The organism is Sphingomonas sp. (assembly GCF_965200105.1).
GTDB lineage: Bacteria > Pseudomonadota > Alphaproteobacteria > Sphingomonadales > Sphingomonadaceae > Solisphingomonas.
The window spans coordinates 355,674-378,813 of record NZ_CBDATN010000002.1; the positions used below are offsets into that span (position 1 = coordinate 355,674).

A 23,140-nucleotide genomic window follows, 5' to 3' on the forward strand; every position below is an offset into this window, starting at 1 on the left:
GCTGATCGCTGCGCCTCCCGTCCCTGGCCGGTGACGGTTTACCGTGACCGGAACACCGTTGGTGAAATGCAAAGCGTCAAGGATTGAAGCTGCACTGGAAAGCCCAACCACATAGTTGCTCCGGCTTCACCCAATGTTCGCCTTCACGCGACTCACCAATGCTGCCCGAAACCGCAAACATGTATCTGCCGACGGAACACGGAAGCTATGATTTTCTGGCTGTTTATTGAGCGGTCAAGCCGCCGTCTACGGTAAATTCCGCTCCAGTGATGTAGCGTGCCTCGTCCGAGGCAAGAAACAGAACCATGGCAGCGATGTCGTCAGGTTCGCCCATCCGGCCCATCGGGATCGCGGCTTGTGTGAGGTCATATTGTTCGGGATTGGCGGCGAGCGAGACCTTCTGCATGTCCGTCAAGATAGCGCCCGGGTGCACGGAGTTCACGCGAATGTTCTCACGCGCGTATTCCAACGCGACCGATTTGGTGAACAGGCGTACGCCTCCCTTGCTTGCCGCATAAGCGGACGCACCGGCGATACCCACGAGCCCCGCGACTGACGAAACATTGACGATCGAACCACCATCGCCCTGCACGCGCATCTGACGCAATGCCACCTCGCAACCAAGATAGACGCTGGTCAGGTTAATGTCGATCTGACGATGCCAGTCGGCCACTGTCATCGCGTCCATCGGACGCAGGATCGCGACGCCGGCATTGTTGACGAGAATATCGAGCCGCCCGAAACGCGCTATCGTCGCCTCTAGCACGGAAGCCCAATCCGCTTCGGACGTGACGTCGTGCCGCAGAGCCAGAACTTCGCCGCCCGCCACGCCGAGGGCGTCTCCGCTGGCGGCGATCCCCGACTCATTGACATCGGTAATGACGCAACGGGCGCCTTCACGCAGTAGCGTGCGGGCCGTCGCGTATCCGAGGCCGGAGAGGGATCCGGCGCCCGTCACCAGTGCTACTTTACCCTTAGTCCGGTACATCACTCATCCTCTGCACTGAACCGCGCCCGATTGCCGAAGGCCTCGGACAAGACCCACGTTGCCACATCGATCAGGTCTGCGGAAGCATAGCATCGATCGGCTGCTGCCGCCGGCCGATCCGATCAGGCGTAGGTGGTCGAGAGAACCGCCCCGCTCCGGCGTGGCACATTCAACCGCTTCGAAGCTGCGCCATGGTCCGCACAGGCAACCCACTTCGGTCTTGTAGGGGCCGTTTTCGGTCTTGTAGGGGCCGTTCGTGATCTCGGTCAAAGCACGGTCAAAGTGTCTGATCCTCGACCGCACCTCGAACTGCGTTTCCGTGGAGGCTCACGAAGCGGCCACCGCGGACACCGCCGCCGATTTCCTCGGCCACCTGATTGCCGCCGCGCTACGGGCCGCATAGCGCGCACAGACGACCGCATCTCAGCAGCTTCAGCGCGCCGCCTCACGACGTGCGGCAGCTTCGTTCGCCCGCGTCTCGGGTTCGAGTGCCGTCATGCTTGCTGCGCTGGCTCGGCCGGTTTTCCCCTCCCTCGCAGCCGCTAAAGCCACTTCCGCCTTGAGCGCAGAACCGCGTTTTCGGCATTGTCGCCGCCTCATTATGGCCTCCTTTTTACGGACCTGCGGATGCCGCCCAACCGGCGACCGCGCATCCTCGTCAATCAGGCCCTGACCATCAAAAAGCCTTGAGCACCTTCTCATCAGTATGTTACGGATCGTCCAAACAAGGGGAGGAATTATGATCAGGTTTATCGCCAACGGGCGGCCGGGTTACTGTGCCGTCGTTCCGCAGTCGCTACTTGCTTCCTCGAGCGCCTTGGCCTTGATGTGCCTGAGCGCCCCGGCGAGCGCCCAGAGTACGGCGACTACCACCACTTCCGCCGATGCCACTGCGGACTCGACGGTAGCGCCCGTGGCCACTCCGGCGCAGTCTCCCGCAGGCGTGCAGGACATCATCGTCACCGCTGAGCGCCGTTCGGCGCGACTGCAGTCAGTCCCCATCTCGATCACCGCCGTGACGGGCCCCGCGCTCGTGGCGGCGGGCGTGAGGAGTACCGCCGACCTGGCACAAGTCACCCCGGGTCTGGTCCTTCCGACGGGCATCTCGGGAGGACCCGTGCTGCAGCCGTTCATCCGAGGCATCGGCTCTACCAGCACCTTGCCGGGTATCGAGGCGTCGGTGGCGACGTACGTCGACGGCGTCTACTCCTCCGACAAGTTTCTCAACGTGATCGATCTCGCGAACATCGAGCGCGTCGAAGTCCTGAAGGGGCCGCAAGGCACATTGTACGGGCGCAACGCCACGGGCGGAGCGATCAACATCATTACGCAGAAGCCGTCGGAAATCCTGGGCGGTACGGCGAGCCTTTCCTACGGCCGGTTCGGCGAAGTCGTCGAGAAGGGTTACCTGACCGGGCCGGTCACCTCGACGCTCGCAGCCAGCGTGTCGGTCGTCGCCCGGCAGGGCGGTGACTTCTCGAGAAACTTGTTTTCCGGTCGCGAGTTCGGCGGCGTTCACTCGTGGACAGTCAACGGCCAGGTGGCGTGGACTCCGATCGAACGCCTCCATGTCGATCTGTCAGGCACGTTCGCACGCCGCCGTGACAGCTTCTCGGCGAATACCGGTGCCCAGATACCCGGGGCGCCCCCCGTGGGCGCGGCGTTCGGCGGGCAGTATTCGACCGATCCGCGTCATCCCTACGTGGACGTCGAGACGAGGTTGAATGGCCGTGGTTACTTGGGTTCAGGTCGCGTAAGATATTCGCTGGACAACATCGATCTGCTCTCGGTCACAGCCTATAAGCGAGGAACCTTCAAGTCCACGCTAGATGCCGACAATACGTCCTTTCCGCTTGAGTCGATTGCCTATAAGGTAAAAAGCCACAGCTTCTCGCAGGAAATCCAAGCGCTTTCGACGTCCGACTCACGCTTTCAGTGGATAGTCGGAGGCTACTACTTCCGTGCTCGCGAAGGTTATGATCCTTTTACCGTCGTCCTGTCGCGAGCCCTATCGCCCACGGATCTTTCGTACTTTTCCTTCGTGCGCACGGAAGCCGAATCTGTATTTGGGCAAGGGACTTACGAGTTGTTCCCGGGAACCAAGCTTACTGCAGGGCTCCGCTACAATACCGAGAAAAAGTCTTTGGACGCGTCACTCGTGTCACCCACCTTCGGTAATATCGTCATTGGTGGCCCGATCAGCCCGTCCGACAGGTTCAGAAAGCTGACGTGGCGCTTCAGCGTCGATCACAAGCTGGCCAAAGATGTCCTTGTCTACGCAAGCTACAATCGCGGGTTCAAGAGCGGCAGCTTCAACGTGCTTGATCTCACCCCCGGCGTTCAGGGCGTCAAACCGGAGGTGCTCGACGCCTACGAGGTCGGAGTGAAGTCTCAGTTTGCTGATCGAAAAATCCAGCTCAACCTTGCTGGTTATTATTACGACTACAAGAATATTCAGCTTCAGCGAGTCGCCACGGGGGGTGGGACGAGCCAGGCTGTGCTTGAGAACGCCGCGTCCGCGACCCTCTATGGTCTTGACGGCGATATCGTCGTGATCCCGATCAGAGGGCTACAGCTCAGCGGAGGCTTCAACCTCGAACACTCGAACTATGATAGCTACGTGGGTGCGTCGGGTGTTAATACAGGGCCTGGCACGCAAATAGATGTTGTTTTGGATTATACCGGGAAGCAACTGCTTGTCGCACCGAATCTTACGTTTAATGTTGGCGGTTCGTATAAGTTTGATATTGGCCCGGGAAGCATCTTACTCTCTGCCAATTACTCGCACAGTTCCTTCTACAGATTCTCCCCTGGTAACGGTCAATTCACGCGGGCGTTTGGCCTGCTAAACGGAAGCATTGGGTTTACTGACTCTAAGGAAAGATATACTGTAGAGTTTTGGGGCCGTAATCTTACGAACGAGCAGAAGATTGGTGAGTATGCGAGTGCTGTCGATATTGGATACGTCCAACATCAACCGCTCTCCTACGGTTTTACGGTGTCGACGAAGTTCTAACCCAACCTGTCTGTCTAGGCTGGTAGCTTTATCGAAAGTCGCTGCAGTGGCGGCGTGGCGATGAGGTTGTGGACCGCCGGCGGGTCCGACTGTGGCTGCGAACCGCCAACCCTTTTCCATCCCGCTGTCTTGAGGCGGCGGGATGGAGTAAGGCTTAGGCGATCATTGTCGGCAAGCGTATCGCTGTAATCTGGACTGGGATCTACCTTATCGAGGCGCATGCCGCGTGTGGCTGAGAGAGGATCGGCCGCGCCGTAGACGATCCCCTCTCGATCAGCATCGTAGTGGCGCGGGCCTCGGCTAACGGGTCTCGCAATCTTCGCGATGTTTGATTGAGCATGATTAGATTGCGTGCAACACCAGAAACGACAGCGCGGCTGCACGCGAGGTCTGACGGATCAGCGAGAAAGAGCATGAGTTCCTCTTTGGGCGTCAGCACGTTTTCAGGTCCGCGTTTGCGCTGAAGCAGGCGAAGACCGTCACGCCCGGGCGAAGGAGGAGGAGGACGGTGTACGGCGGCTCGGGCTCTAGGGCTAAGCCTCTTTTCGAGCCAGAGGGCGACGGCGGTTGCGAGCGCGACGCCCAGGAGGGAGTTGGCGGCGAGCTTGTCGCAGCGGGTGTGGATGCGGCGGAAATCCTTGCGGCGGTAGAAGGCGTTCTCGATGAGGTGGCGACCGCGGTAGCGGTCCTTGTCGTAGCGGATGGTGCGCTTGCGGTTGCGTCGGCCGGAATGACCGGGATGGCGCCGGCATCGCGAGCCAGGCGGCGTAGCCGGTCGGCATCATAGCCCTTGTCGCGGAGCAGGTAGCGGATGCGCCCGGCGCGTTCGAGGAGCACGGGGGCGACCTTCACGTCGCTGACGTTGCCGGCAGTCAGCATCAGCGCATAGCGGCGGCCGATGACGTCGGTGAGCGCGTGGACCTTGGTCGTCCAGCCGCCGCGCGAGCGGCCGATCGCGTGCGCCGCACGCCCCCCCTTTGCCCCGAACGCCGCACGCTGCGCCTTGACGTAGGTGCTGCCGATGGCGGTGCTCTTCGTCACCGCGTCGCATCCACCAGCGCGTCCAGCAGCTTGAGCCGGAGTCTGCGCCGCGACCAGCGGTTGAACCGGTTGTAGACCGTCGTCGAAGCCCCGTAGCCGGCCGGGCAGCCGCAGCAGCGGCAGCCCAACTTCAGCACATGCAGGAATGCCCGATATCACCCGCCGGTCGTCCACCCGCCGCGCACCGGGGTGGTTCCTGGGCGGGCGCGGCGCGATCGCTGCCCATGCCTCGTCCGAGCCGATGCCGGGTAGGTCATCAGCCGGCGTGCGACCTCATCTTCGCGGGCACGCCGGGCGATCTCCTTGTCCAGCGCCACGGCTTCACCCACGCTGGCTGGATCAGCCGAACCTCATGACCCACTGCCCGCAGCTCGCGCGCCCCAACGACGCGCACCGCCGCATGCCTCCAGCGCCACCAAGCAGCGCGGATAGGTCCCGAAGAAGCCGAGCAGCTTGTTGCCTGTGATCCGACGGCTGAACACCGCACGCCCGGTCGCATCCGCCCCGTGCGCGTGAAAGACATGCTTGGCGAAATCCAGCCCGACCATGGTAGCTTCTGACAGGGACGCCTCCCTCAGTGGTGTTCAACACCTCCACTCTGGCGCGTCGATGCCGTCGGGGGCGTCCACCCCATCAGGAAAGCTGCCCCGCCTCAACCAGCTGATTGAATTTGAAGCCTTGCTGTTCAATGCTTTCAGACATTGCCACGCCGTCGCTGGTTACGGACACGATCATATAGGCGCGACGTTGGCTTATAGTGCGGCAGGATCGTTGCCGCGTTTATTGGAGAATGGCCATCGCTACGTTCATGTTCGCCACCGGCGTGGAAAACAGCGTGCCGACCATCGATGGCGGCCGCACCCGGATCGACGAGATGGCGAGTTGCGGCCACTATGATCGATGGCAGGAGGATTTCACACTCGTGCAAGACATGGGCATCGGCTATCTGCGTTACGGCCCGCCGATCCACACGACGTGGCTAGGCGCAGGCAAGTACGATTGGAGCTTTGCCGACCAGACCTTCGCCGAGCTCAAGCGGCGTAATATCGTGCCCATCGTCGATCTCTGTCACTTCGGAGTGCCAGACTGGATTGGCAATTTTCAAAATCCGGACTTCGCCGAGCAGTTCGCCGTCTACGTGCGCGACTTCGCCGAACGCTTCCCCTGGGTTCAGCTTTATACCCCCGTCAACGAGATGTATATCTGCGCCACCTTCTCGGCGCGGTACGGCTGGTGGAACGAGCAGCTGAGCAGCGATCAAGCGTTCGTCACGGCGCTCAAGCACATCGTCAAGGCCAACGTCCTCGCGATGCGGACGATCCTAGAAGTACGAGCGGACGCGATCTTCATCCAGAGCGAGTCGTCCGAGTATTTCCACGCGGAGTCGCCGGCTGCGATCCGATCCGCCGAGCTGATGAACGCGCAGCGCTTCCTGACGCTCGACCTCAACTATGGACGACGGCTTGACTCCGAGATGTACGAGTACCTGCTCGACAACGGGATGACGCGCGACGAGTACCACTTCTTCCTTGACAATCGCCTGAAGCAGCACTGCATCATGGGCAACGACTATTACGTTACCAACGAGCATCGGGTTGCAGCCGATGGAGGCACCCGACCATCGGGCGAAATATTCGGATACTCCGAGATCACGCGTCAATATCATGATCGCTATCGGCTGCCCGTGATGCACACCGAAACCAATCTGGTGCAGGGGCCGCTCGGCACCGAGGCGGTGGACTGGTTGTGGAAGGAATGGGCCAACGTGCTGCGCGTCCGCAACGACGGCGTACCGGTGGTCGGCTTCACCTGGTACTCGCTGACCGACCAGACCGACTGGGACAGCGCGTTGCGCGAACGGCGCGGCACCGTGAACCCGCTCGGGCTCTTCGATCTCGACCGCAAGATCCGCCCGGTCGGCGAGGCCTACAAGCAGTTGATCGCGCAGTGGCGCGATGTGCTGCCAACGCAGAGCCTGTGCCTGACGGTGCCGGTGGTGCTGCCGGACGAAGCCGACGGCGATCACGCCGCACGACAGCAGGAACGCGCCAGGCGGATGATCAAGCCGCAGGCATCCGGCCCCGCCGTTCAGGATGGTTGACGGCTCAGAAGCTGAACGGCTCCACCGCCGTCCGCCCCGCCACCAGGAAGGCGTCGGCCACCAGCCGCAACGGCCGGGCGTCGACATCGGACACGCCGGCGCCGATCAGCTCGGCAAAATGAGCATAGAGCGAGGGGTACTCGCGCGAATCGCCCCGCTCGGGCTGGGCGCCGGGACGCTCGATAACCGCTCCGCCTTCTCGCAGCGCAAGGAGGCCGGCGTCGGTGTCGACCTCGATTTCCCAGGTCTGCGGGCCCGTCTGGCGAATATCGAACTCGATCCGTCCTGCCGCACCGCCTGCACGTGCGGTCAGCGTCGCCGCGATGGGTTGGTCACGCCCCTGAGGCACGAACAGCGTCGCCGCCTCTATGAACAGGGGAACAGGCAGTATCCTTGTCGCGATCGAGAGCGCGTTGATGCCAGGATCGAAACAGCCGAAGCCGCCCGGGCCGAACAGCCACTCCTGTCCGGGATGCCAGTGCCGAACATCCTCCTTCCAGGTAATCCGCAGGCCTTGGACCGTGCGGCTCGCCAGCCACTCCCGAGCGGCGTCGACGAAGGGAGCGCCGCGCGAGTGCCAGCTGGTGAACAGAACCCGCTTCGCGTGGTCCGCCAACGCCGCCATGTCATCGACCTCCGACAGCGTTGCGGCGGGGGGCTTCTCGATCATGACGTGGAGACCGGCGTCCAGAGCCTTGGCGACGAGGTCGCGCCGCCCGGCCGCCGGCGTCGCGAGCGATACCGCATCAACCCGGTCGCCGCTCGCCAACAAGGCGTCGAGGCTGGTGTAGCTAGCGACATTGGGCAGGCCGCCCTTCGGATCCACCGTGGCGGCGAGCGCGAAGCGCCCCTCACCCCGGATCGCCGGAATATGTTGATCGCGCGCGATCTTACCCACGCCCACTAGGGCCAGCTTGATCGGGTCGGCCATGAAGATCACCTTGTTCTACCTGGACATGCGATCGGCACTCGGGCCAACCGTTGGTCGGGATACCTTCTAGGACTCGGCGTAGATATGGCTAGCACATACTCGCAATGATGACATCGACAGGGCTCCGGACGCCGACGGCGACACTAGCAACGTTCGGGCGACTGCCGGACGGGCGGGAGGTGCCGACGATCCTTCTCACCAACGCGCATGGCCTGTCGGTGCGACTGATTGCCTATGGCGCCGCAGTGCAATCCATAATGCTGCCCGATCGTGCGGGAAGGATGGCCGACGTCGTGCTCGGCTACGCCACGGTCGGAGAATATCTCGCCAAGCCGCAATATTTTGGAGCCACCGTGGGTCGCTTTGCCAACCGCATCGCGCGCGGCCGCTTCACGATCGATGGCCAGGAGTATCGAACGCCCGTTAACGACGGCGGAAACGCGCTTCATGGCGGGGCGGTCGGTTTCGACAAGGTACTATGGGCGGTCGCCGAACTTAGGTCGGACCCGGCCGCATCCGTCACGATGCGCTACATCAGCCGCGACGGGGATCAGGGCTATCCGGGGACGATGGCGGTCGACGCGATCTACCGGCTGGATGACGAAAACCGGCTAAGCATCGAATATCGTGCATCGACCGACAGGTCGACGATCGTCAACATCACCAATCACACCTACTGGAACCTGGCGGGTGAAGGTTCGCCTGCAGGAGCGATGGGGCATCTGGTCACCATCCCGGGCGAGAGCTTCCTACCGACCGATGCCGGCGCGATCCCGACTGGCGAGTTCAGGCCGGTCCAAGGCACGCCGTTCGATTTTCGTACACCGCGCGTCATTAGCGAGCGCGTGCGTGACGCAGGCGACCAACAGCTCGTGTTCGGGCGCGGCTACGATCATAACTGGGTTATCAGGCGGGAAGTCACACCGGACCTGCACCTGATGGCACGGCTACACGACCCCTCGACGGGCCGCGGCTTCGAGCTGGCGTCGAACCAGCCCGGCCTCCAATTCTACTCGGGCAATTTCCTGGACGGTTCCAGCCACGGCAAGACTGACCGTATCTACCGCGGGGGTGACGCGATCGTCCTGGAGCCACAGATTTTTCCCGACACACCGAACCAGCCCGCATTCGGTTCGGCCGTGCTACATGCTGCGGAGACCTACCGGAACATCATCGTATACCAGTTCACAGTCGACGGCTCACTTAGGTCAGGAGGGTAAGCCAGGACTGAAAACATCGCCCCGCACCTTCGGTGAAGGAGACCCACAGTCAGTCGTTCCAACCTTCTTTTTGTCCGCTCCCCCAATCTCGGTCATCCGTTCAGGTTCAACGCACGCCTCATCTCGTCGTCAGATGCTTTCGCGACAGGCTTGTTGCCCTGCGGCGCGAACAGCGCCAATTCTCAGTCTTGGCAGGCGCACTAGGCTGCCGGTAAGGACTTTCTTGCATCCTTGCAGGATGAACGCAGCCATCTCATTATGCAGACGCCCAAGGTCGAACATCACCCGATCGGCAGTTTCGCGGCCGCAGAGTGACCAGCCGGGCTATTCGCCGCGCCTTGGTTAGCGGTCGTTCGTTCATCTCGACGGGAGTGGCGGGCTTGAGGCGTTGAATAATACTCGCCCGCACGCTGTGGAAGGCGACGCAACCCTTCATCAATCCGCATAGCCTCGCCCTTTCTCGCCGAGACCAGCGTCGACACCAAGATGACGTAGCTTTACGGCTAGGCACCCGTCAGCGAACTCTGCCGCGACAGCGTGCCGTTCGACCACTCGAAGACGATGGCCTTCATCGCCGGCCTGCGGCACTCGGGCATAATCGAGCCGTGGGTGCTAAACGGACGATAGATGGCCATGCCTTGCGCGTCTATACCGATCAGGTGCTTGCCCCGAGGCTCAAGCGCGGCGACGTCGTGTTACCCCAAAACCTGTTGCCCACAAAGTCGCCGGCATCCGCAAGACCGTTGCCATCGTTGCCGACCGTGTGGAACAGCCGCCCGACCGTGTCCTGGCCGCCGCATGCGCCAACTTCTTCCACGCGGCGGAATATCAACATTCAACCTGGACGGCTCTAAGCGGTTCGGGGCCGCGCCGATGACGCCTCCCAGCCCAGCAGCGAGCCGACGCGGGCGAGCCGCGCGACGCGCTCGCCCCGCAGTATAGCCGCGGGGAGCGCCCCGCAATCTTGCTCAAGCTACTGATCCAGGTGGCGTAGATCTGACGCGCCTCAGCGAGGTGCCGTTCGTATCCTGCTTTGTCATGCCACTATCAAGAGCACGACGAACTCGTACTGGCAGCTAATAAGATTAAACCCGCATGTGTTTGTAGACCTGTTGACGCCGGTGGTAGGCTCTTAACTCGACGTTTACCTCACCTGATTAGGCGTCCTCCGGTCCGAAGAAGGTCTAGGCAATGCGGCTTTACTCACGTCATATAAGCATGACATTGGGCGGCGTGTTCAGTGTAGGGCTGTTGGCCGGGACGGCCGAAGCGGCGACGTCGACCTCCACCTTCAACGTCACCGCCACGGTGCAGGCGACCTGCACGGTCTCCGCGACCAACCTCGCTTTCGGCGTGTACACCGGTGCCCAGGCCACCGGCACGTCGGCGATCTCCGTCGCCTGCACAAATACCACCGCCTATCAGGTCGGGTTGAACGCGGGCACCGCCAGCGGCGCGACGGTCACGACGCGGCAGATGACGGGGCCGTCCTCCGCGCTGCTGAACTACGCGCTCTATCGCGATGCGGCTCGGACGCAAAACTGGGGCAACACGGCGAGCACGGATACGGTCGGCGGCACCGGCGACGGAAACACCCGTTCGATCACAGTCTACGGCACATTGCCGGCCGGCCAGCCCGTGACACCGGGCTCCTACTCGGACACGATCGTCGTAACGGTCACCTACTGACATGGTCGGTGGGAGTACCTCGGCCGGCTCTCGCCTGCCTCGCGCGCTTATGAGCGCCATGCGGGCGGTGGCATCCTTGACGGGAACCGCCGCCGGAGCGCAGGTTCTCACCATCCTACCCGTTACCATCTCGCTGCCGGCACGCCAGCAGGCGGGGATCGTCACGCTCGTGAACAGCGGCCAGACCGACGTGTCGATTCAGGTGCGGGCGTTCGCCTGGACGCAGTCCGCCGACGGCAGCGACCGGCTCGAGTCCACCGACGCCCTCGCCGTCAGCCCACCGCTCGCCACGATCCCTGCCGGGCGTAAGCAGATTGTGCGGCTGGTCCTGCGCCAGCCGGCACAGGCCACCGAGGCGAGCTACCGCATCCTCGTCGACCAGATACCCGGCCCGGCGCAGGGCAACGAAATCCGGGTCGCGCTCCGCTCCTCGCTGCCCGTCTTTGTCGAACCCCACGCATCGGCCGCGCCCAGGCTCCGCTTCGGTGCCGAGATGACCGGCGGCGCGCTTTACGTGTTCGCCGTCAACGACGGCAAGCGCCACGAGAACATCCAAAACCTGACGCTCCGCACCGCCGGTGGCACGAGCTTCAGTCCGACGGCGGGGATTTCGCCCTACATCCTGCCGGGTGCCACGCGACGCTGGCTGGTGGCGAACGCCGCCGTCTAGGGTAACGAGAGCCTGCAACTCACCGCTGCCACGGAAAACTCGGGCGCCATCAAGCGAACGATCACCGTTGCCTTGCGCCCATAACGGCGACCATGGCCGGTGCTCCGCAACCGTCTCGTCGCCCTCCTGATCGCGCCCCTGCTCGCGATGGCACCTTGTCGGGCATCGGCGGCCGACGAGCCGCTGCTTCTCGATGTGCTGATCAACGGTCAGGCGATCGGCAAGATCGGCGAGTTCGTGGTGCGTGATGCCGTGGTGCTCGCCCGACGCGACGAGCTAGAGGATCTGGGCATCGCCATGCCAGCGCCGGCCGTCCCGCCGCCGCCGGGCGACCTCGTCCCGCTTGCCGACGTTCCCGGTTTGGCCTCGCGGCTCGACGGAGCCACCCAGACCATCTTCATCACGGCCAGCGACGATCGCCTCGCCCCCACCCTGCTCGGCAGACCCGATGCCAAAGGCGATGCGGGCAGGATCGAGAGCGGCACGGGCGCGACGCTCGATTACGAGCTGTTCGGAACATCCGCGGAGCATGGCGCCGGTGCCGACGGCCTGCTTGACCTGCGTGTGTTCTCGCCCCGCGGTGTCGCCAGCACCGGCCTGATCCTACGCGCGGGCGATCGCCACTGGGGGAGCGGAGGGTCGCACCTTCTGCGGCTCGACACCACCTATACCGTATCGGACGTGGCGTGGCTGCAACGCTTGCGCCTCGGCGACTTCATCACCGGAGCCCTGGACTGGATGCGTCCGATTCGTCTCGCCGGCGCCCAGATCGTCCGCGACTTCGGCTTGCGACCCGATCTGGTGACCTTCCCCGTGCCGTCAGTGAGCGGCTCGGTGGCCGTGCCCTCGTCGATCGATGTCTTGGTCAACGGCACCGAGCAGTTCGGAGGCGCGGTGCCCGCCGGCCGTTCCAGGTTCAAAACCTGCCGGTGGTGAACGGGGCCGGCACCGTATCGACGCGGGTCACCAACGCACTCGGCGACCAAGTAACGACCGACCTGCCCTTCTATACCAGCCTGTCACTGCTGGCGGAGGGGCTGCAGGCGTATTCGGCGCAGGTGCGCGCGGTTCGCCGCTACTGGGGAACCCGCAGCAACGACTATGGCCAACTCGCGGCGACCGGGACTTATCGCCGCGGCCTCTCGCCCCGCCTGACCTTCGAGATGGCGGGCGAGGCCACCGACGGCCTGGTCATGGGCGGCGCCGGCGTGTTGCTGAACGTCGCCAATTTGGCGATGGTCAACGTCGCAGGCGCGGCAAGCCGCTTCCGCGGCGCGCTCGGCGCCCAGGTGGCGGCGGGCATTCAGCATGTCGACCCGGTGTTCACGTTCGCAGTCTCGGGCATATTCGCCGGGGGTGAGTATCGCGACGTCGCCGCGACCCAAGGCGACGCGGCGCCCCGCCGGCAGCTGCGCGCCAGTGCCGGCGTCTCACTGAGGCGGTTCGGATCGTTGGGCGTGGCCTTCGCCGACCTCGATCGGGCGCTGGATCGCAAGTTCACGGACGTGGTCTCGCCCACCCGTCCCCGCTTCGTTGACCCTTTGTCGCTCGCGCCGTCGGCCTTCCTCCCCGTGGACCACGCTCGCCTACTCTCCGGCAGCTACTCGACCCAATGTCGGCTCGTCTCGCTTCAGCTCACCGGCTTCCAAGACTTCGCGAGGCGCGGCGCTCGCGGACTGTCGCTCAGCGCCGCCATGCCGCTGGGGCGCCGCGATGCGGCAAGCGTCGGGACCACGGCCGGGCCGCAGGGCAGCCGCGCGCAGGTGCAGGCGAACCGGACGCCCATGGCGATTGGCGACTGGGGCTATCAGGTCGCCGGCCAGTCGGGCGCGGGCGGCAACGGCTTCGGACAGGTCGAATATCGCTCGGAGGTCGCGCAATTCTCCGCTGGGGTCGAGCGGACGGCGGGGCGTTCGTCGGCACGGATCGGCGCGCGCGGCTCCGTGTCGGTGCTGGGCGGCGACGCGTTCCTGTCGAACAAGATCCCCGACAGCTTCGCGGTCGTCGATACCGGCGTGCCGAACATCGGTGTATTGGTCGAGAATCGTCCTGTCGGCCGCACCGATGCACACGGCAGGCTGCTCGTGCCGGACCTGCGCTCGTTTGACGTCAACCGCCTGTCAATCGATCCGCTCGATGCGCCCCCCGATGCCCGCGTTGAGACGGTCGAGAAGGTTGTTCGCCCATTTGATCGCTCGGGCGTCGTGGTCCGCTTCCCGCTCGTCCCGAGCCACGGCGCTCTCGTTCACCTCGTCGACGCCAGCGGCAAGGTCCTGCCGCTCGGGACGATGGTCACGCTGTCGTCCACCGGCGCGGTCGCGCCCGTTGGCTACGATGGCGCCGCCTATCTGGAGGATCTACGCGACGCCAACGTCCTGCTCGTCGAGCGGCCGGATGCGTCGCAGTGCGTCATCCGGTTCGCGTTCCGCCCCACCCGCGACGGGGTACCGGACATCGGCCCGCTGCCCTGCCAAAGCGACGGCGAATGAGAGGATCGCCCGCGCTCGGCCTGCTGATGGTGTTCGGGGTAGCCAGCCCGGCCTTCGGCACGTGCGCCGCGTCCGCTACGGACGTTTCCTTCGGCAGCTATTACCCGTTCGCACCGTACGCGCTCGATTTCAATGGCACGATCACGGTCACCTGCACCGCGTCGTCCGGCAACAGCCCGGTGGTCATCGCGCTTGACGTCGGCAGCGTCTTGCAGGGCGGCGCAAGCTACTCCGAGCGCAACATGGCCCTGCAGGCGAATAATCTGGGGTTCAATCTCTACATCAACTCCGCTCGCACCGTCGTGTGGGGCGACGGAACCGGCGGAAGCCAGACCGTCAGCGCCCCGGCATCGCTCGCCGCCAGCGGCGGAAGCGCTAGCTTTACCGTATATGGCCGGGTCCGGATGGGGCAGAGACGGTATGCGCCACCGGGAAGCTATTTGGATGTCATCACCATTACGATGACCTATTGACGATGCACTCGTGCTTCGCACCTTCAGCGGCACAGGCCCTTTTCGAGGCCGCCCATTCGACCCCTTTCAAGGCCGCGACTGAACAGGACATGGCAGCAGCAAGAGCTGACACCCTTCAAAAGTGAAAACGCAGCTTGTCTCCGCCTTTGTGCTGTCCGCCATACCGGGCAAACTCGAGTCCGATCGCTGCATAGATACCAGGTAGCGAGTTTGGTATCTTTCATCAGTTACGTTGGCGCAAAAGCGGAAGCGTCGAGTGCAGCCTGGCCACATGGTCCAGAGCGCCAGATAAACGCGAGAGAGAGAGGACAACTCCAATAGCATGAGTCCGGTGCCGAGGTCGAGCTGCTCCTGGTCCGACAGCATCCGCTCTAAGTAGACGCCAGCCGGCTCAGGATAAGGCCGTGCCGCCTGGAGGATCAGGCGGAGCAGCCCTGCGCGGGATCGTCGTCTCGGAGACGGCCTTCCAACGCGCGCCTGTGGCCTCGGCAGTCGCGTTGGGCTCGACCAACGAGCCGGTCCCGATGGTCTTGCGCGACGCCGGCCTTCGCCTTTCCGGCGCGCCTATGGAGGCACGTCACGGATCGCAGAGCGCGATGGACGCCAGTGCGTACAGGTCGCCGCGCAGGCTGCCCGTGTCGGGCGCCTCGTGCGGGCCGCCTAGCTGGGAACAAGCGTCGATCAGCAGCGCCGCCCGCGTCGGCCAGTGGCGGTAGATGGTGGTCTTCGCCACGCCGGAGGCGCGCGCGACCTCGTCGATGCTGACCCCGCCCAAGCCGCTGCGCGTCATCTGCCGGTGAGTCTCGGCCAGAACCGCTGCCCTGGATCGCTCCACCCGCCTAGTCGAGGCGGCGCGGCACATGGCGGAAGGCGGCCGACTGATCGCGATCGGGTCGGCCAACGCGGACCGGGTGCCGACGCTGGGAGGCGGTGCCTACGCCATGACCAAGGCGGCGCTGGCGGGGCTGGTCCGCGGGCTCGCCCGTGACCTGGGCGGCCGCGGCATCACCGTCAACGTCGTTCAGCCCGGCCCCGTCGACACCGACGCGAACCCGGCGGAAGGCCCGTTCGCGGCCAAGCTTCACGGCTTCATGGCCATCCCGCGCCATGTCCGCGCCGACGAGGTCGCGGCGCTGGTCGCCTGGCTCGCCAGCGCCGAGGCGGCGATGGTGACGGGTTCGACGCAGACGATCGACGGCGGTTTCTCCGCCTGATCGAGTATATCTCACGGTCCTCAGACCGCCTTCTGGTGGGCGCGATCCACGCTCGGCCGGTCGTGCTCGGAGACAAGCCTGAAAGCGGGCATCCGTTCACTCATTCTGTCCGCATCTAGAGTTGGCGGCGGCTGAGCTTGCACGCCGTGCGGCGCACACCTCCTTCAAGCATTCGCGTAGCCAGCGATGCGCCGGGTCGGCGTCGCGACGAGGGTGCCAGAGCATCGACACCGCTATCTCCGACATCGCGAACGGCAGCGCGAAGCTAGTCAGGCCATCGCGCATCGCCTCTGTATGTCGCTCCGGCACGGCGGCGACGAGGTCGGAGCCGCGCACGAGCGCCAACGCGGCGCCGAAGCCGGTGACGATCACCGCCACGCGCCGCTTGAGACCGAGAGCAGCGAGCGCGTCGTCGATCGGGCGGCGGTGCGCGGGCTCGCGCGGTCCAAGGATGTGACCTTCGCCCGCATAGGAGGCCGGAGTGATCGGCCTCTTCGCGAGCGCATGATCCGATCGGACGACGCCGACGAACCGGTCGCGGAACAATGCGCTCGCCCGCACCTCCGGATCGGTGGCGGGCCCGACCACGCCGGTGTCCAGGTCCACGCGCCCGTCACGCAGGACGGCCGTGTCGCGGTCGAGCTTGGGCGTAAACCGCAGCCGCACGCCTGGTGCGTCGCGCACGACCCGCGCGAGCAACGCCGCCCCGAAGTTCTCGACGAAGCCGTCGCTGGTGCGCAGCGTGAACGTCGCTTCCAGGCGCGAGAGGTTCAGCTCAGTCGTCGGCCGGAGCGCGTCCCGCGCCTCCGCCACGAGGCGCGCGGCGCGGCTGCGCAGCTCGTCGGCGCGCGGCGTCGGCACGAGGCCCCGCCCCGCCCGCACCAGCAGGGGATCGCCTGTCGTTTCGCGCAACCGGGCCAGCGTCCGGCTCATCGCCGACGCGCTCAGGCCCAGCCGCGCCGCCGCGCCGACGACGCTGCCTTCGGCGAGCAGCGCGTCGAGTGCGACCAGCAGTTTGAGATCGGGGTGGTCCATCCGCCCCAACCTAACCCGGCACGACCGGCGGACCTAGCGTCCGGCACAACGACTGGCTGCATCCCACGCATGTGGTCCAGGTCGGCGCAGCGGCCTAGCTCCTGCTCGACCTAACGAGGATGCGACGCCATGCCCGACTTTATCGAGACCCGCCCGACCACTCTGATCGCCGGCGCGTCGCGCGGGCTCGGCCTCGCGCTCGCGGTCGAGCTCGTCGAGCGCGGCTGGTGCGTGGTTGGCACCGCGCGCGGACCGGGCTCGCCGCTGCAGGAACTGGCTCGGCGCCGACCGGACCGGGTGATGGTGGAAACGCTGGACGTCGACTCTGCCGAGCAGGTGGCGGCGCTGCGCGAGCGGATGGCCGGGCGGCGGCTGGACATGCTGTTCGTCAACGCTGGGACGACCACGCGCGACGAGCATGTCCGCGTCGGCGCGGTCGCCCCGGACGAGTTCGCGCGCGTCATGGCGACCAACGTGCTCGGCCCGATGCGGACGATCGAGGCGCTGGCGGATCTCGTGCCCGCCGACGGGCTGATCGGCGCGATGTCGTCGGGACAGGGCAGCGTGGCCGACAACGAGAAGGGCGGTCGCGATGTATACCGGGCGAGCAAGGCCGCGCTCAACACGTCGATGCGCAGCTTCGCCGCGCGGGAGCCTCAGCCGCGCAGGGCGTTGCTGCTGCTCGCGCCCGGCTGGATCCGTACCGAGCTGGGCGGCCCGGACGCGCCTTACACGCTCGAGGAGAGCGCACCCAAGCTCGTCGACGTCATGCTCGCCAAACTTGGTCGGCCGGGGCTCGAGTATCTTGACCGCGACGCTCGCACGGTGGCGTGGTGAGCGCCGCGACACGCGTGTTCCTCATGGAGCAACCGGCGTCGTCGGCTCGGACCCGTCTCCGCGCCGATCGGCTCGGGCCATCGCCTCGTCGGCACCGCCCGGCCGGATGCTGGCGCGGCCGCGCTCGCCCGCGCACGCGTAGCGGTCGCACGCGGCAAGCTGGACGACCTCGACACCCCTGCCGTTCCCCCTTCAGGCGTTGGCCGGCATGAGCACCAGCTTGCCCTTCGCCTTGCCGCTGAGGCTCAGTTGCAGCGCGTCGCGCCACTTCTCTAGCGGGTAGGTGCCCCCGATCGGCACGGTGAACCGGCCATCGGCGGCAAGGCGCGCAAATTCGGGAAGCACGTCATAACGCAGCGTCGTCCCGTCGCGGCCGGTGTTGCGCGTGCCCAGCTTCTCCGAGCCCTCGAAGTCGCTGATCGTCAGCACATGCTGCGGATTACCCCCGGCGATCTCGATCAGGTCGGGCAACGCTCCCGTCACCGGCGCCGTGTCGAGCACGAGGTCGATCGATCCACCCGCAAGCTGGCGGACGCGCTCGACCATGCCCTCGCCATAGGACGTGACGGTGGCGCCCAGATCCCGCAGCTTGTCGGCGTAAGTATCGCCCGCCGTGGCGACCACCTGCGCTCGCCGCATGAGGGCGATCTGGACGGCCGCGACGCCCACCGTCGATCCCGCGCCGTGGACCAGCACCGTCTGCCCCTCTTCGACGCCCAGCAGGTCGATGCTGCGAAAGGCCGTTTCCGCCGCCATGGGCAGCGTCGCCGCGTCGGTCAGATCGAGGCCCGCCGGAACGGGGGTCCAGCGGTCCATGATAGCAAAGCCGGCCATGCCGGCTGTGGGGCAGTCGATCCAATCCGGGGTGCCGAGCACAAGGTCGCCGACACGAACATCGTCCACGCCCTCGCCGACCGCATCGACGCGCCCCGACACTTCCAGCCCGATCCCGCGCGGGAGACCGCTCGAGAACAGGCCGCGGCATAGCGCCGAATCGGCGGGCGTGAGCCCGCATGCGTGGACGGCGATGCGGATACGGCCCACGCCGGGAGCGGGCACTTCGACCGTTTCGAGCTTGAGCACCTCGAGAGGCTCGCCATGCTCGTAGAAGCGGAGCGCTTGCATGGTAGGCTTGGAGAGTTTGGAATTGGGCATGCTAGCGTCCAATCGCCACATAGTCAGTCTGACCGTTAATCTGATCGTCAGTCAAGAGCCCCGACTGGCTCCACCCGCGATTCGCCGAGATCGTCACGCCCGCCGCCACCCTGGCCATCGGCGGCGCTAAACAGTGGCGGCATCCAGAGGGAAGCGCCAAGACTAGCGCCGACCATATCGCGACGTTGGAGTTCATGATCGACGACGTCGATGCTGCCTTCACCCGCCTGCAGCGCAAGGCCCAGGTGGCTCGCGAGCCCAAGCTGCTGCCGTGGGAGAACCGCTCCGTCCAGGTTCGCGGCCCAGGAAGGCTACTGTCGCGTGATGCGGCGGGCGACGAGATGTCGAATCGTGTTCTGGTAATCTGCCGTGCCGGCTTCTGCCGCGCCGCCAAGCCGCTCCGAAATCAAGGCTATCACGAAAGTCGAGCTCGGTTCGTGCGCCACAAAGCGGCCATGGACACCGCGTGATCTGCAACCACGTCGTAGATAACGGGTTCAGCCCTCGACCGAGCCGTCGCGTTTGGCCGTGAGAAGAACCGGGCGCAGGTCCCTTGCACGCGGACATCGAAATATCTGGTAGGAGGCAGAGAGATCATGGCGGACCACAACGTCCCACGCCGCGCGCTCGTCCTGGGCGCGACGGGCGGCATTGGCGGCGAGACCGCGGCCGCGCTGCTTCGCCATGGATGGCAGGTGGTCGCGATGGTCCGCGATCCGGGCAAGGAGGGCGAGACTGGCCCGCTCACGCAGGCGAAGATTGTCGCCGGTGATGCGATGAGAGCGGAAGATGTCGCGCGCGCCGCGGCGGGCGTGCAGGCGATCGTTCACGCCGTGAACCCGCCCGGCTATAGGAATTGGGGCGATCTTGTCCTGCCGATGATCAACAACAGCATCGCCGCGGCTAAGGCTGTCGGGGCGCGGGTGGTGCTACCGGGGACGATCTACAATTACGGCTACGACTCCTTTCCGGACCTAAAGGAAGACGCGCCTCAGCACCCGGTGACGGAGAAGGGCCGCATTCGTGTCGAATTGGAACAGCGGCTGGAGGCGGGCTCGCGCGATGGCGCGCCCGCGCTGATCGTGCGGTTCGGCGATTTCTTTGGCCCCGTCCCGGGTAACAGCTGGTTCAGCCAAGGCATGGTGACGCCGGGCAAGGAGCTCAAAGTGATCAGCTACCCAGGGCGCAAGGGGGTCGGTCACGCTTGGGCCTACCTGCCCGATGCTGGTGAGACGATCGCGCGACTGCTGGACCGCGCCGATGAGTTGGAGCCGTTCGCGCGCTTCCACTTCGGCGGCGATTGGGACGCGGACGGGACCGCAATGACGAGCGCCATCGCCAATGCGGTCGGGCGGCCGGAAACGAAGGTGAAGGCCGTGCTGTGGCCGCTGCTCGGACTGGCGGGACTGTTCCAGCAGACGCCGCGCGAACTCTATAAGATGCGCTATCTGTGGCGCACGACGGTGAAGCTGGACAACGCAAAACTGGTCGACTTCCTGGGCGAGGAGCCGTCTACGGATCTGCGCGTGGCAGTGGGTCGAACCCTGACCGCGTTGAAGGTGAGCTGAGCCGTTGCCCGACGAGGTGCTTGCCCGCCGCTGGACCTGACGCTCCGGCCCGATCCGGATCGCACGGTGCTGCGCCCCTCCAACCTCGCGACGGTCGAAGGCCGCGGCCGCCATCACGATGCCCGGCTCCACCGCACCCTTGAGCAGGTGCGGGATACGGGCGGCGTCGGTCTCGAACGCGCGCTGCACTTTATGGAGGAGCGGCTGGACGGACGCCGCCGGGACGCGGAGGCGCCGCTGCGGCGCAATGCGGATGCCTAGACGAGCGGATGTTGGCGCGCACGTCCTTGACGATGATGTTGCTTGGGTCGTTCGGCGGCAAATCATGACCACCCAGTTCCGCCGTTCAGGGCGGCCCGAGCAATTCTGTTCTGCAACATTTCCGGAGGAGGAGGTCGCCGATGCCACACTCTCGCGATCGCCCTATCCTTACGCGTGATAATCGTTGCAGGGGCGGGCCTGCCTGAGCAGCTAGGACGTGGCCGTGAACCATTCTGAACACGTCGCCGCGCTCGTCAGCGACCTGCTTGATGACATAGCCCTTAGCCGCCTCGATGCAGAGCGGTTGCTCCTGAAATGCTCTCGGCTGGCCCGCCTGACGGCTACGACGAGGTTCAGATGGATTGCCTGTGAAATGCGCGGATACGTCTCGAACGAAGCCATGGCCTTACGTTACATGAGCCTGACAGGCCGCTGGACAGATTATGAGGAGGGTTGGTGGAGCCCGCGGACGCGGGTTGTCTGACTTCCGTCCTACCTTCCATAGGGGTCACCAGACGGCTTGAAGCGCCTGATCTGGCCGGACCGAGACCGTCGCAACGGTCCGCTCATGCAGGGGAGTTGCACGAAGCTGGTCCGGACCAGCCGTATGGCGACGCCGTACGGGAAGCTGGTCGGCGGCTTCTACCACGTACGCCTCGCCTCTAGAGGCGCCCCGCTCCACCGAACGTCCCCGCATCCGAGGTGGCGCTGCTCTTCCAACGCGAGATAGTCTGGTCCGTGAGCAGGTGGCGAAGGCGCGAAATGCTCGCCGCGATCGAGGCGTCGGGTCACCAACGGATCGTCGCGCCGACACGCGTGCATTTGGCCCGGAGCTGTCCTATATCGTCGGTGCAGCCGTCGATCATGAGTACGGGCCGAGCCCGGCTCTCGAAGCCCTGGTATGCCGGACGCTCCCGCCGGACGATCCGCCGCTCTCTCGGAGTTCGTGCCGATGACGACCAGCTCGCCCACCCCCTCGCCGCGCGATGGCGATGCACGCTTCTACGCCGCGCAGGCCTCGCGCGAGCAGGGCGCCGCCGACAGCGCGACGCTCGACAATGTTCGAGACAAGCACCAGCGCGCGGCGGACGCCTGGACGGTGATGGCGGTCCGCGCGTCCGCGCGGATCGTGGCGCGCGCCACCAACGAGGGGGCCGCCGGACCCGTCGACGCACCCGCCGTCGAGCCGATGCGGATCGAGGCTTGACCGCCGCCTTGGCCGACGACGACGGTCGCGTCGCGCGCCTGCTCCGCACCGGCGTATCGGGAACGCCCGGCAGGCGCGTCGCGCCCGGCCAGCCGACCGAGATCGCGCGTGGTTCGATAACGGACCTGGTGGCGATCGTCCGCGCCGATGAGGGCGACGAGCTGTGGCGTTATACGATCGTCGTCGACGACAGCGAATATATCCGCAACGCCGAGCTGCGGGCGCTGGTGCGCGCATCCTAGCGCCCAACGCGGCACGGAATGGGCGCGCGGGCGTTTGTCCGCACATTCATTCGGGTACTTTCTGGAACGGAGCCGTCATGCGAGTTGCCCTTCCCGTCCTTGGCGCCGCACTGCTCGCCGCGCTCTCGCCTGTCCCCGCCTCCGCCCAGGTGCGTGACAGGATCATTGACGTCTACGGCTCCGAACAATGCCCCGCGAGCAACGGGCAGGAGATCGTCGTCTGCCGCCGTCACGCCGAGGGCGACCGCTTTCGCATCCCGTCCGAGCTGCGCGAGAGCACGTCGCGCCCGCAGGCGCTGGGCGGCACGGCGGTCGCCGCGATGAACTCGACGGGCGGCACCGGCACGCAGGTGCAGAGCTGCAACGCGATCGGCGCGGGCGTCAACGCCGGTTGCTTGAAGAGCCAGATCGACGCCGCCCATGCCGAGCGTCGGCGTGACCAGCGGGAGGGTGAGGCGATCCCCTGATCGTTCGCCGTACCGGCGTTCAGCCGTCGGATATTGCGTCGGCGGTACTCTAGTCTGCCAACCTTAGGACCGGCCATGCCCGCACTCGTCGCCTCGCGGTTCATCGCGACCGCCCTGCTCGGCTTCCCGGTCGCGCTCGCCATCGGTGCGGCGACGCCCGCGCCGGCGCAGGCAGGCGATCCGCCGCCCAAGACGCGCTCGGTGATCGTCTATGGCGACGATCCCTGCCCCGCCTCCGCCGGCGACGAGATCGTCGTGTGCGCACGCCAGCCCGAAGGCGAGCGCTATCGCATTCCTAAGCAGTTCCGCGGCAGCAAGGCGGCGCGCTCGCCTGCGGGCAATGCCTGGGGCAACAAGGTGCGCGAGACCGATCAGGCCAGCCGCGCTTCGGCGGGCGTGCCCAATACCTGCTCGGCGGTGGGCACCGGCGGACAGAGCGGCTGCTTCCTGCAATTTCAGCAGCAGTCCGCCGCCGAGAGGCAGGCCCGACGGAACGGCGAGGCGGACGACGGCGGCCAGCCTTGAGCCGAGCCGCG

24 protein-coding genes and 3 pseudogenes are annotated in these 23,140 nt (G+C 65.5%); 18 read left to right on the forward strand and 9 right to left on the reverse strand.

Annotated elements, in window-relative coordinates; all coding sequences use genetic code 11:
• Positions 1–223: 223 nt before the first annotated feature.
• Positions 224–988, reverse strand: a complete 765-nt coding sequence (locus ACOFKX_RS02935; RefSeq protein WP_419825598.1) for an SDR family NAD(P)-dependent oxidoreductase — start codon at positions 986–988, stop codon at positions 224–226.
• 739 nt (positions 989–1,727) lie between these two features.
• On the opposite strand from ACOFKX_RS02935, the gene ACOFKX_RS02940 reads away from it, so the two are divergent.
• Positions 1,728–4,004, forward strand: a complete 2,277-nt coding sequence (locus tag ACOFKX_RS02940) for a TonB-dependent receptor (RefSeq protein WP_419825599.1) — start codon at positions 1,728–1,730, stop codon at positions 4,002–4,004.
• A gap of 550 nt (positions 4,005–4,554) precedes the next feature.
• Here ACOFKX_RS02940 and ACOFKX_RS02945 read toward each other — a convergent pair.
• Together ACOFKX_RS02945 and ACOFKX_RS02950 are read right to left on the reverse strand one after the other, a co-directional pair.
• Positions 4,555–5,288 (reverse strand): annotated as a pseudogene (locus ACOFKX_RS02945) (IS5 family transposase); the annotation flags it as partial.
• Positions 5,289–5,358: 70 nt separating this feature from the next.
• Positions 5,359–5,608 (reverse strand): annotated as a pseudogene (locus tag ACOFKX_RS02950) (IS110 family transposase); the annotation flags it as partial.
• Positions 5,609–5,835: 227 nt separating this feature from the next.
• Here ACOFKX_RS02950 and ACOFKX_RS02955 point away from each other — a divergent pair.
• Entirely contained in the window at positions 5,836–7,146 is a 1,311-nt protein-coding gene (locus tag ACOFKX_RS02955) for a family 1 glycosylhydrolase (RefSeq protein WP_419825600.1), read from the forward strand.
• A gap of 4 nt (positions 7,147–7,150) precedes the next feature.
• On the opposite strand, the gene ACOFKX_RS02960 is transcribed toward ACOFKX_RS02955, so the two are convergent.
• On the reverse strand, positions 7,151–8,077 hold the full coding sequence (locus ACOFKX_RS02960; protein WP_419825601.1) for a Gfo/Idh/MocA family protein: 927 nt from the start codon (positions 8,075–8,077) through the stop codon (positions 7,151–7,153).
• A gap of 107 nt (positions 8,078–8,184) precedes the next feature.
• Here ACOFKX_RS02960 and ACOFKX_RS02965 point away from each other — a divergent pair, with 107 nt between their 5' ends.
• Positions 8,185–9,297, forward strand: a complete 1,113-nt coding sequence (locus tag ACOFKX_RS02965; protein ID WP_419827328.1) for an aldose epimerase family protein — start codon at positions 8,185–8,187, stop codon at positions 9,295–9,297.
• A gap of 503 nt (positions 9,298–9,800) precedes the next feature.
• On the opposite strand, the gene ACOFKX_RS02970 is transcribed toward ACOFKX_RS02965, so the two are convergent.
• Positions 9,801–9,932 carry a hypothetical protein gene (locus ACOFKX_RS02970; RefSeq protein ID WP_419825602.1) on the reverse strand — a complete coding sequence of 44 codons (132 nt, stop codon included), beginning with the start codon at positions 9,930–9,932 and terminating at the stop codon, positions 9,801–9,803.
• Positions 9,933–9,952: 20 nt separating this feature from the next.
• Positions 9,953–10,132 carry a hypothetical protein gene (locus ACOFKX_RS02975; RefSeq protein WP_419825603.1) on the reverse strand — a complete coding sequence of 60 codons (180 nt, stop codon included), beginning with the start codon at positions 10,130–10,132 and terminating at the stop codon, positions 9,953–9,955.
• Positions 10,133–10,548: 416 nt separating this feature from the next.
• On the opposite strand from ACOFKX_RS02975, the gene ACOFKX_RS02980 reads away from it, so the two are divergent.
• The 5 genes from ACOFKX_RS02980 to ACOFKX_RS03000 all read left to right on the forward strand — a co-directional run bounded on the left by ACOFKX_RS02980 (position 10,549) and on the right by ACOFKX_RS03000 (position 14,618).
• Positions 10,549–10,986, forward strand: coding sequence for a spore coat U domain-containing protein (locus tag ACOFKX_RS02980; protein ID WP_419825604.1), 438 nt, complete (start codon positions 10,549–10,551; stop codon positions 10,984–10,986).
• A 76-nt stretch (positions 10,987–11,062) separates the two neighbouring features.
• On the forward strand, positions 11,063–11,656 hold the full coding sequence (locus ACOFKX_RS02985; RefSeq protein ID WP_419825605.1) for a molecular chaperone: 594 nt from the start codon (positions 11,063–11,065) through the stop codon (positions 11,654–11,656).
• Between the two features lie 99 nt (positions 11,657–11,755).
• Positions 11,756–12,592: a hypothetical protein gene (locus ACOFKX_RS02990; protein ID WP_419825606.1), complete on the forward strand. Its 837-nt coding sequence runs from the start codon at positions 11,756–11,758 to the stop codon at positions 12,590–12,592.
• The gene (locus tag ACOFKX_RS02995; protein WP_419825607.1) at positions 12,589–14,145 is read left to right on the forward strand and encodes a fimbria/pilus outer membrane usher protein; all 1,557 of its coding nucleotides are present in this window, start codon (positions 12,589–12,591) and stop codon (positions 14,143–14,145) included. Before ACOFKX_RS02990 ends, ACOFKX_RS02995 begins: the two co-directional genes overlap by 4 nt.
• On the forward strand, positions 14,142–14,618 hold the full coding sequence (locus tag ACOFKX_RS03000; protein ID WP_419825608.1) for a spore coat U domain-containing protein: 477 nt from the start codon (positions 14,142–14,144) through the stop codon (positions 14,616–14,618). The genes ACOFKX_RS02995 and ACOFKX_RS03000 overlap by 4 nt, the downstream gene beginning before the upstream one ends.
• A 577-nt stretch (positions 14,619–15,195) precedes the next feature.
• Here the strand turns inward: ACOFKX_RS03000 and ACOFKX_RS03005 are convergent.
• Complete coding sequence (locus ACOFKX_RS03005) at positions 15,196–15,480, reverse strand: TetR/AcrR family transcriptional regulator (protein ID WP_419825609.1); 285 nt, start codon at positions 15,478–15,480, stop codon at positions 15,196–15,198.
• Between ACOFKX_RS03005 and ACOFKX_RS03010 the strand changes: the two are divergent.
• A pseudogene (locus tag ACOFKX_RS03010) lies at positions 15,461–15,832 on the forward strand (SDR family oxidoreductase); the annotation flags it as partial. The gene ACOFKX_RS03005 and the pseudogene ACOFKX_RS03010 sit on opposite strands and share 20 nt — an antisense overlap.
• Positions 15,833–15,928: 96 nt before the next feature.
• On the opposite strand, the gene ACOFKX_RS03015 reads toward ACOFKX_RS03010, so the two are convergent.
• A complete protein-coding gene (locus tag ACOFKX_RS03015; protein ID WP_419825610.1) occupies positions 15,929–16,867 on the reverse strand; it encodes a LysR family transcriptional regulator in 939 nt (312 codons plus the stop codon).
• A gap of 129 nt (positions 16,868–16,996) precedes the next feature.
• Here ACOFKX_RS03015 and ACOFKX_RS03020 point away from each other — a divergent pair, with 129 nt between their 5' ends.
• A complete protein-coding gene (locus ACOFKX_RS03020) occupies positions 16,997–17,704 on the forward strand; it encodes an SDR family NAD(P)-dependent oxidoreductase (RefSeq protein WP_419825611.1) in 708 nt (235 codons plus the stop codon).
• A 192-nt stretch (positions 17,705–17,896) separates the two neighbouring features.
• Here the strand turns inward: ACOFKX_RS03020 and ACOFKX_RS03025 are convergent, their stop codons facing one another.
• Positions 17,897–18,859, reverse strand: a complete 963-nt coding sequence (locus ACOFKX_RS03025; protein ID WP_419825612.1) for an NADP-dependent oxidoreductase — start codon at positions 18,857–18,859, stop codon at positions 17,897–17,899.
• Positions 18,860–19,053: 194 nt separating this feature from the next.
• Here ACOFKX_RS03025 and ACOFKX_RS03030 point away from each other — a divergent pair, with 194 nt between their 5' ends.
• The 8 genes from ACOFKX_RS03030 (at position 19,054) to ACOFKX_RS03065 (ending at position 23,129) form a co-directional block, all read left to right on the forward strand.
• Positions 19,054–19,329, forward strand: a complete 276-nt coding sequence (locus ACOFKX_RS03030; protein WP_419825613.1) for a hypothetical protein — start codon at positions 19,054–19,056, stop codon at positions 19,327–19,329.
• Positions 19,330–19,455: 126 nt separating this feature from the next.
• On the forward strand, positions 19,456–20,427 hold the full coding sequence (locus ACOFKX_RS03035; protein WP_419825614.1) for an NAD(P)H-binding protein: 972 nt from the start codon (positions 19,456–19,458) through the stop codon (positions 20,425–20,427).
• Positions 20,428–20,493: 66 nt separating this feature from the next.
• Positions 20,494–20,688 (forward strand): hypothetical protein, encoded by a 195-nt coding sequence (locus ACOFKX_RS03040; protein ID WP_419825615.1) that lies wholly within the window; start codon positions 20,494–20,496, stop codon positions 20,686–20,688.
• A 223-nt stretch (positions 20,689–20,911) separates the two neighbouring features.
• Positions 20,912–21,172, forward strand: coding sequence for a hypothetical protein (locus ACOFKX_RS03045; protein WP_419825616.1), 261 nt, complete (start codon positions 20,912–20,914; stop codon positions 21,170–21,172).
• Between the two features lie 468 nt (positions 21,173–21,640).
• The gene (locus tag ACOFKX_RS03050) at positions 21,641–21,895 is read left to right on the forward strand and encodes a hypothetical protein (protein ID WP_419825617.1); all 255 of its coding nucleotides are present in this window, start codon (positions 21,641–21,643) and stop codon (positions 21,893–21,895) included.
• Entirely contained in the window at positions 21,892–22,137 is a 246-nt protein-coding gene (locus tag ACOFKX_RS03055) for a hypothetical protein (protein ID WP_419825618.1), read from the forward strand. The genes ACOFKX_RS03050 and ACOFKX_RS03055 overlap by 4 nt, the downstream gene beginning before the upstream one ends.
• Positions 22,138–22,214: 77 nt before the next feature.
• Positions 22,215–22,604 carry a hypothetical protein gene (locus tag ACOFKX_RS03060; protein WP_419825619.1) on the forward strand — a complete coding sequence of 130 codons (390 nt, stop codon included), beginning with the start codon at positions 22,215–22,217 and terminating at the stop codon, positions 22,602–22,604.
• Positions 22,605–22,679: 75 nt separating this feature from the next.
• Positions 22,680–23,129, forward strand: a complete 450-nt coding sequence (locus tag ACOFKX_RS03065) for a hypothetical protein (protein ID WP_419825620.1) — start codon at positions 22,680–22,682, stop codon at positions 23,127–23,129.
• Positions 23,130–23,140: the final 11 nt, after the last annotated feature.

What these genes read in the sequence shown, in the direction of transcription:
- ACOFKX_RS02935 (WP_419825598.1), bottom strand. Translation starts at nt 988, where the DNA reads ATGTACCGGACTAAGGGTAAAGTAGCACTGGTGACGGGCGCCGGATCC.
- ACOFKX_RS03030 (WP_419825613.1), top strand. Translation starts at nt 19,054, where the DNA reads ATGATCGACGACGTCGATGCTGCCTTCACCCGCCTGCAGCGCAAGGCC.
- ACOFKX_RS03015 (WP_419825610.1), bottom strand. Translation starts at nt 16,867, where the DNA reads ATGGACCACCCCGATCTCAAACTGCTGGTCGCACTCGACGCGCTGCTC.
- ACOFKX_RS03020 (WP_419825611.1), top strand. Translation starts at nt 16,997, where the DNA reads ATGCCCGACTTTATCGAGACCCGCCCGACCACTCTGATCGCCGGCGCG.
- ACOFKX_RS03065 (WP_419825620.1), top strand. Translation starts at nt 22,680, where the DNA reads ATGCCCGCACTCGTCGCCTCGCGGTTCATCGCGACCGCCCTGCTCGGC.
- ACOFKX_RS03060 (WP_419825619.1), top strand. Translation starts at nt 22,215, where the DNA reads ATGCGAGTTGCCCTTCCCGTCCTTGGCGCCGCACTGCTCGCCGCGCTC.
- ACOFKX_RS03035 (WP_419825614.1), top strand. Translation starts at nt 19,456, where the DNA reads ATGGCGGACCACAACGTCCCACGCCGCGCGCTCGTCCTGGGCGCGACG.
- ACOFKX_RS02955 (WP_419825600.1), top strand. Translation starts at nt 5,836, where the DNA reads ATGGCCATCGCTACGTTCATGTTCGCCACCGGCGTGGAAAACAGCGTG.
- ACOFKX_RS02960 (WP_419825601.1), bottom strand. Translation starts at nt 8,077, where the DNA reads ATGGCCGACCCGATCAAGCTGGCCCTAGTGGGCGTGGGTAAGATCGCG.
- ACOFKX_RS03000 (WP_419825608.1), top strand. Translation starts at nt 14,142, where the DNA reads ATGAGAGGATCGCCCGCGCTCGGCCTGCTGATGGTGTTCGGGGTAGCC.
- ACOFKX_RS02970 (WP_419825602.1), bottom strand. Translation starts at nt 9,932, where the DNA reads ATGGCCATCTATCGTCCGTTTAGCACCCACGGCTCGATTATGCCCGAG.
- ACOFKX_RS03005 (WP_419825609.1), bottom strand. Translation starts at nt 15,480, where the DNA reads ATGTGCCGCGCCGCCTCGACTAGGCGGGTGGAGCGATCCAGGGCAGCG.
- ACOFKX_RS03025 (WP_419825612.1), bottom strand. Translation starts at nt 18,859, where the DNA reads ATGCCCAATTCCAAACTCTCCAAGCCTACCATGCAAGCGCTCCGCTTC.
- ACOFKX_RS02975 (WP_419825603.1), bottom strand. Translation starts at nt 10,132, where the DNA reads ATGTTGATATTCCGCCGCGTGGAAGAAGTTGGCGCATGCGGCGGCCAG.
- ACOFKX_RS03050 (WP_419825617.1), top strand. Translation starts at nt 21,641, where the DNA reads ATGACGACCAGCTCGCCCACCCCCTCGCCGCGCGATGGCGATGCACGC.
- ACOFKX_RS02965 (WP_419827328.1), top strand. Translation starts at nt 8,185, where the DNA reads ATGACATCGACAGGGCTCCGGACGCCGACGGCGACACTAGCAACGTTC.
- ACOFKX_RS02940 (WP_419825599.1), top strand. Translation starts at nt 1,728, where the DNA reads ATGATCAGGTTTATCGCCAACGGGCGGCCGGGTTACTGTGCCGTCGTT.